Source organism: uncultured Stenotrophomonas sp., from assembly GCF_963519125.1.
In the GTDB taxonomy this organism is placed as follows: domain Bacteria; phylum Pseudomonadota; class Gammaproteobacteria; order Xanthomonadales; family Xanthomonadaceae; genus Stenotrophomonas.
In genome coordinates this window covers 206,020-219,733 of the sequence record NZ_CAUQLJ010000006.1, presented here as the reverse complement: position 1 = coordinate 219,733, position 13,714 = coordinate 206,020, and the positions used below count along the sequence as shown (strand labels likewise).

General features: G+C 66.6%; 11 protein-coding genes and 1 pseudogene. 4 read left to right on the top strand and 8 right to left on the bottom strand.

The features are described 5' to 3' along the window. The 3 genes and pseudogenes from RYM47_RS07310 to glmU all read left to right on the top strand — a co-directional run. Positions 1–212 (top strand): annotated as a pseudogene (locus RYM47_RS07310) (F0F1 ATP synthase subunit beta); the annotation flags it as partial. Between the two features lie 2 nt (positions 213–214). Next, entirely contained in the window at positions 215–637 is a 423-nt protein-coding gene (locus RYM47_RS07305) for a F0F1 ATP synthase subunit epsilon (protein WP_005411127.1), read from the top strand. Positions 638–735: 98 nt separating this feature from the next. Continuing rightward, the gene (gene glmU, locus RYM47_RS07300) at positions 736–2,100 is read left to right on the top strand and encodes a bifunctional UDP-N-acetylglucosamine diphosphorylase/glucosamine-1-phosphate N-acetyltransferase GlmU (protein WP_315386867.1); all 1,365 of its coding nucleotides are present in this window, start codon (positions 736–738) and stop codon (positions 2,098–2,100) included. 4 nt (positions 2,101–2,104) lie between these two features. On the opposite strand, the gene RYM47_RS07295 is transcribed toward glmU, so the two are convergent. The 7 genes from RYM47_RS07295 to RYM47_RS07265 all read right to left on the bottom strand — a co-directional run bounded on the left by RYM47_RS07295 (position 2,105) and on the right by RYM47_RS07265 (position 9,857). Next, positions 2,105–3,460: an ATP-binding protein gene (locus RYM47_RS07295; RefSeq protein ID WP_315386866.1), complete on the bottom strand. Its 1,356-nt coding sequence runs from the start codon at positions 3,458–3,460 to the stop codon at positions 2,105–2,107. Beyond that, positions 3,457–4,800, bottom strand: coding sequence for a sigma-54 dependent transcriptional regulator (locus tag RYM47_RS07290; RefSeq protein WP_315386865.1), 1,344 nt, complete (start codon positions 4,798–4,800; stop codon positions 3,457–3,459). Before RYM47_RS07290 ends, RYM47_RS07295 begins: the two co-directional genes overlap by 4 nt. Positions 4,801–4,878: 78 nt before the next feature. Next, a complete protein-coding gene (locus RYM47_RS07285; protein ID WP_315386864.1) occupies positions 4,879–5,289 on the bottom strand; it encodes a PDZ domain-containing protein in 411 nt (136 codons plus the stop codon). A gap of 1 nt (position 5,290) precedes the next feature. Then, positions 5,291–6,511, bottom strand: coding sequence for an FtsX-like permease family protein (locus tag RYM47_RS07280; RefSeq protein ID WP_315386863.1), 1,221 nt, complete (start codon positions 6,509–6,511; stop codon positions 5,291–5,293). 16 nt (positions 6,512–6,527) lie between these two features. After that, positions 6,528–7,829 (bottom strand): ABC transporter permease, encoded by a 1,302-nt coding sequence (locus RYM47_RS07275; protein WP_315386862.1) that lies wholly within the window; start codon positions 7,827–7,829, stop codon positions 6,528–6,530. A gap of 10 nt (positions 7,830–7,839) precedes the next feature. Continuing rightward, the gene (locus RYM47_RS07270) at positions 7,840–8,559 is read right to left on the bottom strand and encodes an ABC transporter ATP-binding protein (protein WP_315386861.1); all 720 of its coding nucleotides are present in this window, start codon (positions 8,557–8,559) and stop codon (positions 7,840–7,842) included. Positions 8,560–8,588: 29 nt separating this feature from the next. Beyond that, positions 8,589–9,857 carry an efflux RND transporter periplasmic adaptor subunit gene (locus RYM47_RS07265; RefSeq protein ID WP_315386860.1) on the bottom strand — a complete coding sequence of 423 codons (1,269 nt, stop codon included), beginning with the start codon at positions 9,855–9,857 and terminating at the stop codon, positions 8,589–8,591. Positions 9,858–10,069: 212 nt separating this feature from the next. Between RYM47_RS07265 and glmS the strand changes: the two genes are divergently transcribed. After that, positions 10,070–11,911, top strand: a complete 1,842-nt coding sequence (gene glmS, locus RYM47_RS07260; RefSeq protein ID WP_315386859.1) for a glutamine--fructose-6-phosphate transaminase (isomerizing) — start codon at positions 10,070–10,072, stop codon at positions 11,909–11,911. Between the two features lie 6 nt (positions 11,912–11,917). On the opposite strand, the gene RYM47_RS07255 is transcribed toward glmS, so the two are convergent. Continuing rightward, the gene (locus RYM47_RS07255; RefSeq protein ID WP_315386858.1) at positions 11,918–13,660 is read right to left on the bottom strand and encodes a phosphoethanolamine--lipid A transferase; all 1,743 of its coding nucleotides are present in this window, start codon (positions 13,658–13,660) and stop codon (positions 11,918–11,920) included. Between the last annotated feature and the right edge of the window lie 54 nt (positions 13,661–13,714).

Sequence of the window (13,714 nt, the reverse complement as noted above, 5' to 3'; positions counted from 1 at the left end):
GTAAGATCGAGCGCTTCTTCAGCCAGCCGTTCCACGTGGCCGAAGTGTTCACCGGCTCGCCGGGCAAGTACGTGTCGCTGAAGGACACCATCCGCGGCTTCAAGGCCATCGTCGACGGCGAATACGACCACCTGCCGGAGCAGGCGTTCTACATGGTCGGCAGCATCGAAGAAGCGGTCGAAAAGGCCAAGAAGATGGCTGAGAAGGCCTGATCATGAGCACCATCCGTTGCGACATCGTCAGCGCCGAGCAGGAAATCTTCCGTGGTGAAGCGACTCTGGTCGTGGCTACGGGTGAGCTCGGCGAACTGGGCATCGCGCCCAAGCACGCCCCGCTGATCACCCGGCTCAAGCCGGGCAAGGTAGTGGTCACCACTCCGAATGGCGAGCAGCTGGATTTCGCCATTTCCGGCGGCATCCTCGAGGTGCAGCCGCAGGTCGTGACCGTGCTGGCCGACACCGCGATCCGCGCGCAGGACATCGACGAAGCCTCGGTCCGCAAGGCCAAGGAAGAAGCCGAGCGCATCCTGGCCAATCGTGGCGAAGCGATGGAAGTGGCCGAGGCCCAGCAGAAGCTGGCTGAAGCCGTGGTCCAGCTGCAGGCGCTGGAGCGCCTGCGCAAGACCCTCAAGCACTGAGTTCCTGCCAACGCTGCACACCTCAACGCCGGCTGATGCCGGCGTTGTTGTTTCCGGCATAGAATCATTCCCATGTCTCCGCGTACACGCCTGATCCCATGACCCAAGCCCTGCACGTCATCATCCTCGCCGCTGGCGCTGGCAAGCGCATGAAGTCCGACCTGCCCAAGGTGCTGCAGCCGATCGCCGGCCGCCCGATGCTGGCACATGTGATCGAGACCGCGCGGCAGCTGCAGCCCGACGCCATCCACGTGGTGTACGGCCACGGCGGCGAAGCGGTGCGCGCCGCTTTCGCCGACCAGCCGGACCTGCAGTGGGCCGAGCAGCGTGAGCAGTTGGGCACCGGCCATGCCGTGCAGCAGGCCATGCCGCAGGTGCCCGATGCGGCCAAGGTGCTGGTGCTGTACGGCGATGTGCCGCTGATCCGGCTCGATACCCTGCAGCACCTGCTGTCGCAGCCGGGCCGGCTGGCGGTACTGGTCGCGGACATGGCCAATCCCACCGGCTATGGCCGCATCGTGCGCAATGCCGAGGGCAAGGTGGGTGCGATCGTGGAACAGAAGGACGCCAACGAAGAGCAGCTGGCGATCCGCACCATCAACACCGGCATCATTACCGCCGATGCCACCGCGCTGCGCACCTGGCTGTCGCAGCTGTCCAACAGCAATGCGCAGGGCGAGTATTACCTCACCGACGTGTTCGCCTCGGCCGCCGCTGATTACACCCCGGCCGACATGGCCTTCGTGGCCGACGCGCAGGAAGCTGAAGGCGCCAACGATCCGTGGCAGCTGTCCCAGCTGGAGCGGGCCTGGCAGCTGCGCGAGGTGCGTGCCCTGTGCGCGCAGGGCGCGCGCGTGATCGACCCGGCGCGGGTGGACATCCGTGGCACGGTCACCGTCGGGCGCGATGTGCAGATCGACGTCAGTGTGATCCTGGAAGGTACCGTCGAACTTGGCGACGGCGTCAGCATCGGGCCGTTCACCCGCCTCAAGGACGTGAAGCTGGCCGCCGGTACGGTGGTCAAGCCGCATTGCGACCTGGAAGGCGTGGTCAGCGAAGGCGCTGCCGATATCGGCCCGTTCGCGCGCCTGCGCCCGGGCACGGTGCTGGCCGACGGTTCGCACGTGGGCAACTTCGTGGAAACCAAGAAGGTCCACCTGGGCGTCGGCAGCAAGGCCAACCACCTCACCTACCTGGGCGACGCGGTGATCGGCAGCAAGGTCAACATCGGCGCGGGCACCATCACCTGCAATTACGATGGTGTGAACAAGTCGCAGACCACCATCGGCGACAACGCGTTCATCGGGTCGAACAGCTCGCTGGTAGCGCCGGTGACGATTGGCGAGCGGGCGACCATCGCCGCCGGTTCGGTGATTACCCGCAACGCGCCCCCGGGCGAATTGACCGTGGCGCGTGCACGCCAGCAGACCATCGAAGGCTGGCACCGCCCGGTAAAAAAATAAGCAATCAGGCCGGCAGGAAAATCGCCACGCACAGGCCGCCTTCGCGGCGGTTCTGCAGCGACACCCGGCCACCGTGCGCTTCCACGATTTCGCGGGTGAGCGCCAGGCCCAGCCCGGTGCCGTTGCGCTTGGTCGAATAGAACGGCATCAGCGCGTTCTGCAGCACCGCTTCGTTCATGCCCTTGCCGCGGTCCAGCACTTCAATGCGCAGCCACTGCGGAAGGCGGGTCAGGCGCAGTTCCACGTCGTCGTTCGGCGGCTCGGCTTCCGAGCACGCCTCATGCGCGTTCTTGAGCAGGTTGAGCAACGCCTGGCCAAGCTGGGCGATATCCACGCGGCCCTGCAGGTCGTCGGGAATCTCGGCCATGCGGAACGGAATCTGCAGCTGCAGCCCGCCCAGGAACTGCTTCCACTGCACGTTCTGCAGTTGCGGCTGCGGCAACTTGGCAAAGCGCGCATAACCGCGGATGAAGCCTTCCAGGTGCCGCGAGCGCTCTTCGATGGTGCCAAACACCTCTTCCAGGCGTTCGGTCTTGCCGCGCCGGACCAGCTCGCCGCCGGAGTGCGCCAGCGACGCGATCGGTGCCAGCGAATTGTTGAGCTCATGGCTGATCACCCGGATGACCTTCTTCCAGGTCTGCACTTCCTGGCGGCGCAGCTCGGCGGTGAGCAGGCGGATCAGCAACAGGTCGTGCGGGCGACCGTTGAGATGGAAGTTGCGCCGCGACAGGTGGTAGACCTGCTCGTCGTCTTCATCGCCATCCTCGGCTTCGTCGCCCGGCCCGCGCACCGCGAACAGGCTGTCGCCACCGCGTTCGATCGCATCGCGCAGTTCCACCGGCATGGTCTCCAGCACGTTCTGCATGGCCTGGCCTTCCAGCTTCCAGCCGTTGTGCAGCAGCTTGCGCGCGGCGAGGTTGGAGAACACCACGCGCTGCACGCCGTCGCCGCCGTTGGTCAGCAGCAGCATCGACACCGGGGTGTTCTGCACCATGGTGTCCAGCAGCAGCTCGCGCTGGACCAGGCCCTGGCGCTGTTCGCGCAGGACGTCGCCGAGCTCACGGTGCGCCTGCACCAGGTCGCCGAGTTCGTCGTTGCCGGGCCAGTACACGCTGAAGTTGTATTCGCCGTCGCGGTAGGTGCTGGTGGTGCCGGACAGCGCACGCAGCAACGAACGCACCGGCGCGGTGGCGCGGCGCAGCGTCCACCACATCAGTGCGAGCAGGATGAGGGTTGAAACCAACGCTACCGCCCAGCCCCGGTCCATCCAGTAGGCCAGCAGCCACGGCCCGGCTGCAGCCAGCGCCAGCACCGGCAGCAGGCGCAGGAACAGGCGGAAGGTAAACGAGGTGCGCTTCATTCGCGGGGGATGCCGTAGCGGTCCATGCGCCGATACAGCGCCTGTCGGCTGAGACCGAGTTCAGCAGCCGCCTGCGCGATGATCCCGTGGCTGTGCGACAGCGCCGACTCGATGCGGCTGCGGTCCGGGTCGGCGCCCGGCGTCGTAGCGCGCGGAGCAGGGGCCGCACGCGGCAGGTTGAGGTCGGCAATCTCGATGCGCGCGCCCTGTGCGAGCAGCCCGGCGCGCTGGATCACGTTGCGCAGCTCGCGCACGTTGCCCGGCCACGCGTGGCGCTGCAGCGCACTGGCGGCAGCGCTGGACAGCGGCTTGCCATCGCCCAGGAATCGTTCGGCCAGCGGCAGTATGTCGCCCGGCCGCTCGGCCAGCGGCGGCAGCGCCAGCTCCACGGTGTTGAGACGGTAGTAGAGGTCTTCGCGGAACTGGCCATCGCGGATCATCGCCGGCAGGTCGGCGTTGGTGGCGCTGATCACGCGGACCTTGACCTGGCGTTCGCGGTTGGAGCCCAGCCGCTCGAAGCGGCCGGTTTCCAGCACGCGCAACAGTTTCATCTGGCCGCCGAGCGACAGGTTGCCGATCTCGTCCAGGAACAGGGTGCCGCCGTCAGCCGCTTCGAACTTGCCTTCGCGCGCCTTGTTGGCCCCGGTGTAGGCGCCGGCTTCGCTGCCGAACAGCTCGGCCTCGATCAGTTCAGCGGGAATGGCCCCACAGTTCAGCGCTACGAACGGACCCTTGGCCACCAGTGAATTGGCCTGGATGATCTCGGCGATCTTTTCCTTGCCGGCACCGTTCGGACCCGTGATCAGCACCGGCAGTTCCGAGCGTGCGACTTGGCAGGCCAGGTTGACCACGCGTTCGCTGGCCGGGTCGGCGACTACCGCACCCCGCAGGTCGTAACGGGTTTCCAGCGCGGTCCGGTCGCGTTGTTCGCGGGCGCGACGGCGATCCAGTTCGCGCCGGGTTTCCGAGAGCTCCAGCAGGTTGTTGACCGTGGTCAGCAGCTTGCGGTCATCCCAGGGCTTGGCCAGGTAGTCGGCGGCACCGGCCTTGACCAGGTCCACCGCGCTGCTCAGGTGGGTCCATGCGGTCAGCAGGATCACCGGCAGGTCGGGGTGGCGCGCGCGAATCTGCTGGAACAGCGCTTCGCCTTCTTCGCCGGAGGTGGTGTCCTCGGTGAAGTTCATGTCCTGGATCACCAGGTCGATCGGCTGTTGTTCCAGGACCGCGAGCCCGGCTTCGGGCGACAGTGCGTGCAGCGCCTCGATGTCGTGCAGCGAGAACAGCACCTCCAGTGCCGTGGCCACGCTGGCGTTGTCGTCAATGATCAGGATCGAAGGCATGCGGCAGCAGAAGACCGGAAAGTAGGCAGAGAGTAACCGAGCGCCGGCCCCACCGGCAGGTGGGGCCGGATCCGGACTTTACGGCCGCGACGGGGGTGTCGGTGGGGCAGGGGGCGCGGGCGGCGGCGGCGGCTGCACGGCGCGCCATGCGGCTGTGGGCACGCTGACCACTTCGACCCGTCCGGACCGGCGCACGGTAACCGGCACCGTGGCCTTGTCGCTGCTGCTGAGCGCGGTGGTCAGATCGTCCACGCGTTGCACCGGAACACCGTCCACGCGCAGGACCTGGTCGCGCGCCTGCACGCCGAAGCGCTCGGCCGGCGACGCCGCCACGATGGTGACCACGCCCTGTGCGGACTCCACGGTGAGCCGTGCGCCATCCTGGCGCCAGTCCATGCGCGAGGATTCGCTGCGGCTGCTTTCAGCGCAGGCGCTGGTCGAGAGCATTGCCAGCCCGAGCAGGGCGGCGCGGAGGAGGGGAGCGCCCATGTCAGGCGCTCCGGGTGGCGACGGCAGGCGGCACCGCCGCTGCGCGGTGGGCGGGCCCGAACACCGCGACCTGGCCCAGCAGCCACAGCAGGACCGCGCCGATGGGCAGGTAGGCGATCGGCATGCGCGGCAGCTCGTAGGCGCTCATCAGCCACAGGTTGATCGAGTACGCCAGCAGCATGCCGAGCACGATGCCGACCGTGGCCAGCAGGAAGTTCTCGGTCTGGAAGTAGCGCAGGATCTGGCCGCGGGTGGCGCCCAGCGCACGGCGGATGCCGATCTGCTTGGTACGCTGCTGCACCCAGAAGCTGGCCAGGCCGACGATGCCCAGCGCGGTGACCACCAGCAGCGCCACGCACACGGTGATCAGCAGGCCGACCATCGCGCGGTCGTTCTGGAAGTACTTGGCGCGCTGCTCTTCATAGGTGAGCTTGCCGCGGATCATCCGGTTGGTGTCCACCTTTTCCAGCGCGGAGACCGCAGCGGCCAGCACTTCCTGACGGCGGCCGGGGTCGGTGACCCGGATCAGGTACAGGCCCATATCGTAGTTGACCCGTACCGGCAGGATCATCGAGTAGCCGGTGTCGGACTCGACCGTCACCGGGCGCGCCAGTTCCTTCACTACGCCGACGATGCGCAGCGGCATGCGGCCGCTGTAGATGGTCTTGCCCACGGCCTGGCCGTCCGGGAACAGCTTGGTCGCGGCCTTGCTGCTCAGGATCACTGCCGAGCCCCGCTGTTCGATGGTGGCGTCCTTCTCCACGTCTTCCAGGTTGGCGAACTCGTCGCCTTCGAAGTCGCGGCCGGCGATCAGCTGCAGGCCCATCGTATCGAGCGTGCCCTCGCTGGCGAAGAACTGCGCGGCGTTGAAGTTCGGGCGCTCCTGGTCGGGGATCAGCGACAGGCTGGTGTTCCAGGAGTTGCGGCGGAACGGCAGCTGGTTGATCGCCACCGCGTTCTTCACCCCGGGAATGGCACGCAGCGCGGCCAGGTCTTCGCGGGTGCGGGCGGTGGCGTTGACCTGGGTGCCGATGCCGCCCAGGCGCACTTCCAGCAGTTCCTGTTCGGCAATGCCGCTGGGCTGGTTGATCTTCTCCAGGCGCTGCCCGATCAGGAACAGCGCGTTGCAGACGATCGCGCAGGTCAGCGCGATTTCCAGCACGATGAGGGCGGCGGCGGTCTTGTGCCGGCGCAGCGTGGTCAGGATGGGTCGGATATCCATGATGTGCTCCGGATCCTTACTGCGATTTGAGTTGGATGGCGGGGGTGACCTGCATGGCGCGCAGCGCCGGCAGGAAACCGGCCAGCAGGCTGGCGGCCAGGGTCAGGCCGAAGGTGAGCAGCAGCATCCTGCCGTCCAGGGTGGCGAGCTTGGCGTAGTCCACCGGCTGCTGGCGCACCGCATACAGGCCCAGCATCGCCAGTCCCAGTCCGAGTACGCCACCGGCCAGGCCGACCGTGCCGGCCTCCACCAGCGACTGCAGGAAGATCTGCCCACGGCTGGCGCCCAGTGCGCGGCGCACGCCGATCTCGCCGCTGCGGCGCAGGAACTTGGCCAGCAGCAGGCCCACCGTGTTGATCAGGCACACCGCCAGGAAGCCCAGGGCCAGCCACAACTGCAGGCGCACGTCGCTGGGCACCACCTGCTTGAAGTCCAGCCAGTCCATCACGTTGCGCAGGCGTACGTTGGAGGGGCGCTGGAAACGACCGGCCGCCTTCTGTTGAGCCGAGTAGTTTTCCAGGTACGCGCGGTAGTCGGCGGCGTCGGACGGCGAGGCCAGTTCCACCCAGTACTGCATCCACGTGCACGGCGCGTTGAGCGCGGTTTCTTCGCCGTTGGCGTTGTCCCAGCAGTTCATGTTGCCGTTGCGGCCGAACTTGAGGTCCAGCGCGGTGGAGACCGGGACGAAGATGTCTTCGCTGTCGCCGTAGCGGCCGGTTTCCAGGTCGTAGAAGTGCGGGTTGGGGTTCCACTCCTCGAGCACGCCGACGATGTTGAAGGTGTGTCCGTCCATGCGCAGCGGACGACCCACGCTGTTCTGGCCATTGAACAGCTTGTCGTTCAGCGCTTTCGAGATCACCGCCACCCGGCCACGGCCCTCATCCTGGTCGACTTTCCAGCCCTGGCCAAACTGGAACGGCGTGTCGAACATGGCGAAGAAATCGCTGGAGGTGTAACGCGCGTCGGTGTCGAAAGGGCGCAGCGTGCTGGTGTCCGGCTCCACGGTGACGCCACCGCCGGTCATCAGCACCTGGTGCTTGGCCTTCTTTTCGCGCAGCAGGGTTTCGCCGTCGTAGCGGGTCACCTGTTCTTCGGGTTCCTCGCTGGGCTGGTAGCCGATCATCGGGCGCGGGTCGACCTGCACGTTGAACAGGCGGTCGCTCTTCTGCGGGATGGGGTCGCCGGAGAGCACATGGAACACGGTGAGGGTGGTCATCGAGGCGCCGATGCCGAGCGCGATCGCGGTCACCATCAGCGCGGTGAGCACCTTGTTGCGCCGGAAGCTGCGCAGGGCCAGTCGGAAGTAGTAGGCGAGCATGGTGGTGGCCTCAGTCGTTGACGGTGGCAACGGCAACGCGCGGGGTGGCCAGCACCGGTTCGCGCACCAGGTCGGTGGCCTGGCCGTCGACGATGTGCACGTTGCGCTGGGCACGCGCGGCCAGTTCCGGGTCATGGGTGACCATGACGATGGTGGTGCCGGCGGCGTTGATTTCCTCCAGCAGTTCCATCACCCCGCGTGCCATCTGGGTGTCCAGGTTGCCGGTCGGTTCGTCGGCCAGCAGCAGGCGCGGGCTGCCGGCCAGCGCGCGCGCGATGGCCGCGCGCTGCTGCTGGCCGCCGGAGAGCTCGGACGGGTAATGCTTCATGCGCGAGCCCAGGCCCACCTGCTGCAGCGCATGTTCGATGCGCTGCTTGCGTTCGGCGGCGGACATGCCGCGATAGCGCAGCGGCACGTCCACGTTGTCGAACAGGTTCAGGTCGGAAATCAGGTTGAAGCCCTGGAAGATGAAGCCGATCTTCTGGTTGCGCAGCCGGCTGCGGGCATCGTCGCCGAGCTTGCTCACGTCCTGCCCGTCGAGCAGGTAGGTGCCGCTGGTGAAGGTTTCCAGCAGGCCGGCAATGTTCAGGAAGGTGGTCTTGCCCGAACCGGATGGACCGGTGACGGCGACGAACTCCCCTTCGCGAACGTGCAGGTCCAGCGACCGCAGGGCATGGGTTTCCACCTGTTCGGTGCGGAACACCTTGGCGACCGAGCGCATCTCAAGCATGGCTGTATTCCTTGTATGGGTAGGGTGGATCAGTTGATGGACACGCGTTCGGCATCGCCGAACAGATCGCTGCCGGAGACCACGACCCGATCGCCGGGTTGCAGGCCAGAGAGGATTTCCACTTCGCCCAGGCTGCTCACGCCCAGCTGCACCGGACGGCGCACCGCGGTGCCGCCATCCATGACATAGGCCTGGCCGTTGCCCTGTTCCACGAACGGGCCGCGTTCGACCTTGATCACGTTGCGACGGGTATCGAGCACGACCCGGGCCTGCATGCGCTGGCTCTGGCGCAGGCCCTGCGGCTGCTTGTCGGTGAAGCGGATGCGGGCGTTTACTTCGCCGGCCACCACTTCGGGCGACACCGCGCTGATCTCGCCCGCGAACGGCTGGCCGCTGCCGCTGGTGAGCTGCGCCGGGATGCCCAGCGACAGGTCGCGGGCGAAGCTTTCCGGTACCTTGATCTCGATCTCGAAGCGCGACAGGTCGACCACGCCCAGGATCGGCGCGTTGGCCGCCACCTGGGTGTGCTGGGTGGCCTGGACCTGGCCGACCTGGCCGTCGAACGGCGCACGCAGGGTCAGCGCGTCTACCTGGCGCTGGACTTCATCCACCACCGCGCGCTGGCGGTCGGCCAGCAGGCGCTTGTTGCGTGCGTCCAGGTCGGCGCCCTGGCCCTGCAGGCGGGCGTCGGTCTGGGCATTGGCCAGGGAGATGTCGGCCTTCTTCAGGGTGTCGTTGGCCTTGGCCAGGTCGATCTGCGGCACCGCGCCGCCGTCGTAGCCACGCTGGTAGCGCTGCAGATCGCGTTCGGCAGCCTGGCGGTCGATGCTGGCCTGGTCGGTGTCCTTGCTGGCCTTGGCCCGTGCCAGGGTGGCGTCGAGCAGTGAGCGGCTGGCTTCGGCTTCCAGGCCGGCCAGGGTGGCGCGTTCCTGCGCCAGCTTGCTGCGCAGTTCCGGGCTGTCGATCACCGCCAGCTCCTGGTCCTTCTTCACCACGTCACCGGCCACCACTTTCAGGTCCACCGTACCGGCGGAGATCGCGTACAGCACCGGGCTGTTGGCGGCGATCACCTTGCCGTCGGCGGCAAGGTCGCGGACCAGGTCGCCTTTCTTGACCTCCGCGATGCGGACACGGGCACTGTCGAAGGAACGGCTGGCGCCCAGCCAGGCGCGGGCGGCGAGGCCGATGGCCAACAGCACCACCAGCGCGGCGATGCCCGGCCATACCCAGCGCTTCCACGGCGCCGCCGCAGCGTGGGTGGGGAAGGTCTGGTCCTGAGCAGAAGTGTCGCGGATCATCGGGCTCGTTCGCGGTTGGGTTGCGGTAGTTGCGGTATACAAAGCACACCGCGTGCCAACTTTTGCGCCTTGTTAAACAGCCACTTACGAGCGGGACGGGTGCGTCCGGGTGTCCGCGGACACTGCGCCGGACACTTTTGTTAAGCGGACAGCGGCGAGGCGGCCGGGGCGCCCACGCTAGAATGGCGTATCGACAGCAGGGATCTGAATCTATGTGCGGGATTGTGGGAGCGATCGCAGATCGCGATGTGGTACCGGTACTGATCGAGGGTCTCAAGCGCCTGGAATACCGCGGCTACGACTCATCCGGCATCGCCGTGCTGGACCAGACCCAGGCCCAGCCGGACGTGCGCCGGGTGCGCCGCACCGGCCGCGTGGCCGAAATGGAGAAGGCTGCTGCCGCCGAAGGCTTTGACGCCACCCTGGGCATCGGCCACACACGCTGGGCCACCCACGGCGGTGTCACCGAAGCCAATGCCCATCCGCATACCAGCCACGGCGTGGCGCTGGTGCACAACGGCATCATCGAAAACCACGAAGAGCAGCGCGAGCGCCTGCGCGGCCTGGGCTACGTGTTCGAGTCGCAGACCGACACCGAAGTCATCGCCCACCTCATGCATTACAACCTGAAGAACGGCGACAGCCTGCTCTCGGCGTTGCAGCGCACGGTGAAGGAACTGACCGGCGCCTACGCGCTGGCGGTGATGAGCCGCGCTGAACCGGACCACTTCGTCTGCGCGCGCATGGGCTGCCCGCTGCTGGTCGGCCTGGGCGAGGGCGAGAACTTCGTGGCCTCGGATGTGTCGGCCGTGATCTCGGCCACCCGCAACGTGATCTTCCTGGAGGAAGGCGACACTGCCGACATCCGTCGCGATGGCGTGCAGGTGTATGACGAGCAGAACCTGCCGGTGGACCGTGGCGTGCACCAGTCCGACGTCTCGCTGGCCTCGCTGGAGCTGGGTCCATACCGGCACTTCATGCAGAAGGAAATCCACGAGCAGCCGCGTGCGCTGGGCGACACCATCGAAGCGGCGATCGACGCCGGTGGCTTCCCGGCCGAGCTGTTCGGCCAGAACGCCGAGGGCGTTCTGGCCGGCATCGAAGGCGTGCAGATCATCGCCTGCGGCACCAGCTACTACGCCGGCCTGACCGCACGCTACTGGATCGAGGCCATCGCCGGACTGCCCTGCAGCGTCGAGATTGCCAGCGAGTATCGCTACCGCGCCGCCTACGCCAACCCGAAGCATCTGATCGTCACCATCTCCCAGTCCGGTGAAACCCTGGACACGATGGAGGCGCTGAAGTACGCCAAGTCGCTGGGCCACCTGCATACGCTGTCGATCTGCAACGTGCCGGAAAGCGCGATCCCGCGCGCCAGCGAGCTGGTCTGCTATACCCGTGCCGGTGCGGAAATCGGTGTGGCCTCGACCAAGGCCTTCACCACCCAGCTGGCCGCGCTGTTCCAGCTGACCGTGGTGCTGGGCAAGCTGCATGGCCGCATCGACGCCGCGCAGGAAGCGGACTACCTGGAGCAGCTGCGCTTCCTGCCGGGCAGCGTGCAGCACGCGCTGAACATGGAGCCGCAGATCGCGGCCTGGGCAGAGCGCTTCGCGCGCAAGAACAGCGCGCTGTTCCTGGGCCGTGGCCTGCATTACCCGATCGCGCTGGAAGGCGCGCTCAAGCTCAAGGAAATCACCTACATCCATGCCGAAGCCTACCCGGCCGGCGAACTCAAGCACGGGCCGCTGGCGTTGGTGGATGAAGACATGCCGGTGGTGGTGATCGCACCCAACGACAGCCTGCTGGAGAAGGTGAAGTCCAACATGCAGGAAGTGCGCGCGCGCGGCGGTGAGCTGTTCGTGTTCGCCGACCAGGACAGCAACTTCGTCGAATCCGAAGGCGTGCACGTGATCCGCACCCCGCGCCATGCCGGCGTGCTCAGCCCGGTGGTGCACACCATTCCGGTGCAGTTGCTTGCGTACCACACCGCGCTGGCGCGCGGGACGGACGTGGACAAGCCGCGCAACCTGGCGAAGAGCGTTACGGTGGAGTAATCCGGGTCATTGGATGACGGGTGCGACGCCCGTCATCCAAGCGGCTGGTGGATGGCCATGCGTGAGGCAGGAGGCGAACACGTCCTGGGTCTCATCGTAGGCCTTGGTTTTCACCTGCATCAGGCCCAGGATCGAGGAGAACAGCGCGTCGTGGTCGGTGCGCTGCATCGCGCGCTGCTCCAGGCAGTGGGTATCCAGCCCGCGCGAGGCGGAGAACCGGCTGGAGAACCACATGACCATCGGCACCGACGTCTGTTCCGCCGGTGCAATGGCATACGGCACGCCATGCAGGTAGAGGCCCTTTTCGCCCAGCGACTCGCCGTGATCGGACACGTAGATCATCGCCGTGTCGTAGTCGTCCATGCCCTGCAGCTCATGGATCGTTTTGGCCAGGAAATGGTCGGTGTATAGAACGGCGTTGTCGTACGCGTTCACGATCTGCTCTTTCGGGCAGTTGCCCAGTTCCGGGTTTTCGCACGGCGGCGTGAACTGGCGGAAGTTGTCGGGGTAACGCTGGAAGTAGCTGGGACCGTGATTGCCGAGCTGGTGCAGCACGACGAACCTGTCGCCCGGGGTGGTACGCACCTTGTCCGCCAGACCCTTCACCAGGATCTCGTCCATGCAGCGGCCCTTGGCGCACAGCGCCGGATCGGTGGCGTCGGAGACCGACTCGAACGGCGTGCCCTCACAGACACCCTTGCAGCCGGACTGGTTGTCGCGCCACAGCGTACTGATGCCCACGGTGTTGAGGACGTTCAACAGCGACTGCTGGGAGCGGATCTGCTTCTCATCGTAATGGCGGCGACCGAGCTGCGAGAACATGCAGGGAACCGACACCTCGGTGCTGGTGCCGCACGAATGCATGTCAGGGAAATTCACTACGCCGATCCGGGCAAGGTCGGGGGTCGTCTGGCGTGCGTAGCCGTTGAGGCCCCAGTTCTGCGCACGGACCGTCTCGCCGACCACAAGGACCACCAACCGCGGTTTTGCGCCTGCAGCCGAAGGCACGCGAACGGCGTCCATGGCGATCGGCGTCCTGGGCGCCTTCCTGATCGGTGAACTCGAACGCAGGTTCTGCTGCAGTCCGACGATGTAGTTGAGCGGGGTCGCCAGGTACTTGATCTCGCGATGATTGCGCAGCATGGAGGCGACATCGGCGTTGGCCAGCATCACGCAGCCCGCGCCTACGACCAGCAGGGCGACCATGAAGGTCGGTCGGATCCAGAGCGTGCGCAGCGCGGAGCGCGGTTTGATGCGCAGGCGCCACACCGCCACGGCCGGCAGCGCGGCGAACACCAGCAGTGGCAGCAGCAGGCTGGGGGTCATCAGCTCCCGCGACTCCTTCACATCGGTCTGGAGCACGTTGCGCACCATGTCCGCGTCCATGAACACGCCGTAGGTGGTCATGTAATGCACGGCCATGGCAGTAACCACCAACAGCAGAGTGATGACCGCCTTGGCGCTCCAGCGCCACACCAGCAGGGACAGCAGCAGGCCGTTGGCCGCGATCAGCAGGCCGGACAACGACGTCGCGAACAGTAGATTGCCGGGGTGCAGTGCGTAAGCCGCTTTCCAGAAGGGACCGTTGCTGACCGCCGCGAAGAACACGCTGCAGGCCAGGATCAGGGTCTCTTGGCCGATCTCGGGCCGCCAGCCGAGCAGGTAGGTCCAGAATCGCGTACCTGCGCCCGAGTCGCGACCGGCGATGTCCTGCTGTACTGCTGCCTGTGTTGCGTCCGCTGAAGCCATGCCCGATGCCGATGAAAGTGACCAGGCCGGAAGCTTGGAGAGGCGTTCGTCGGA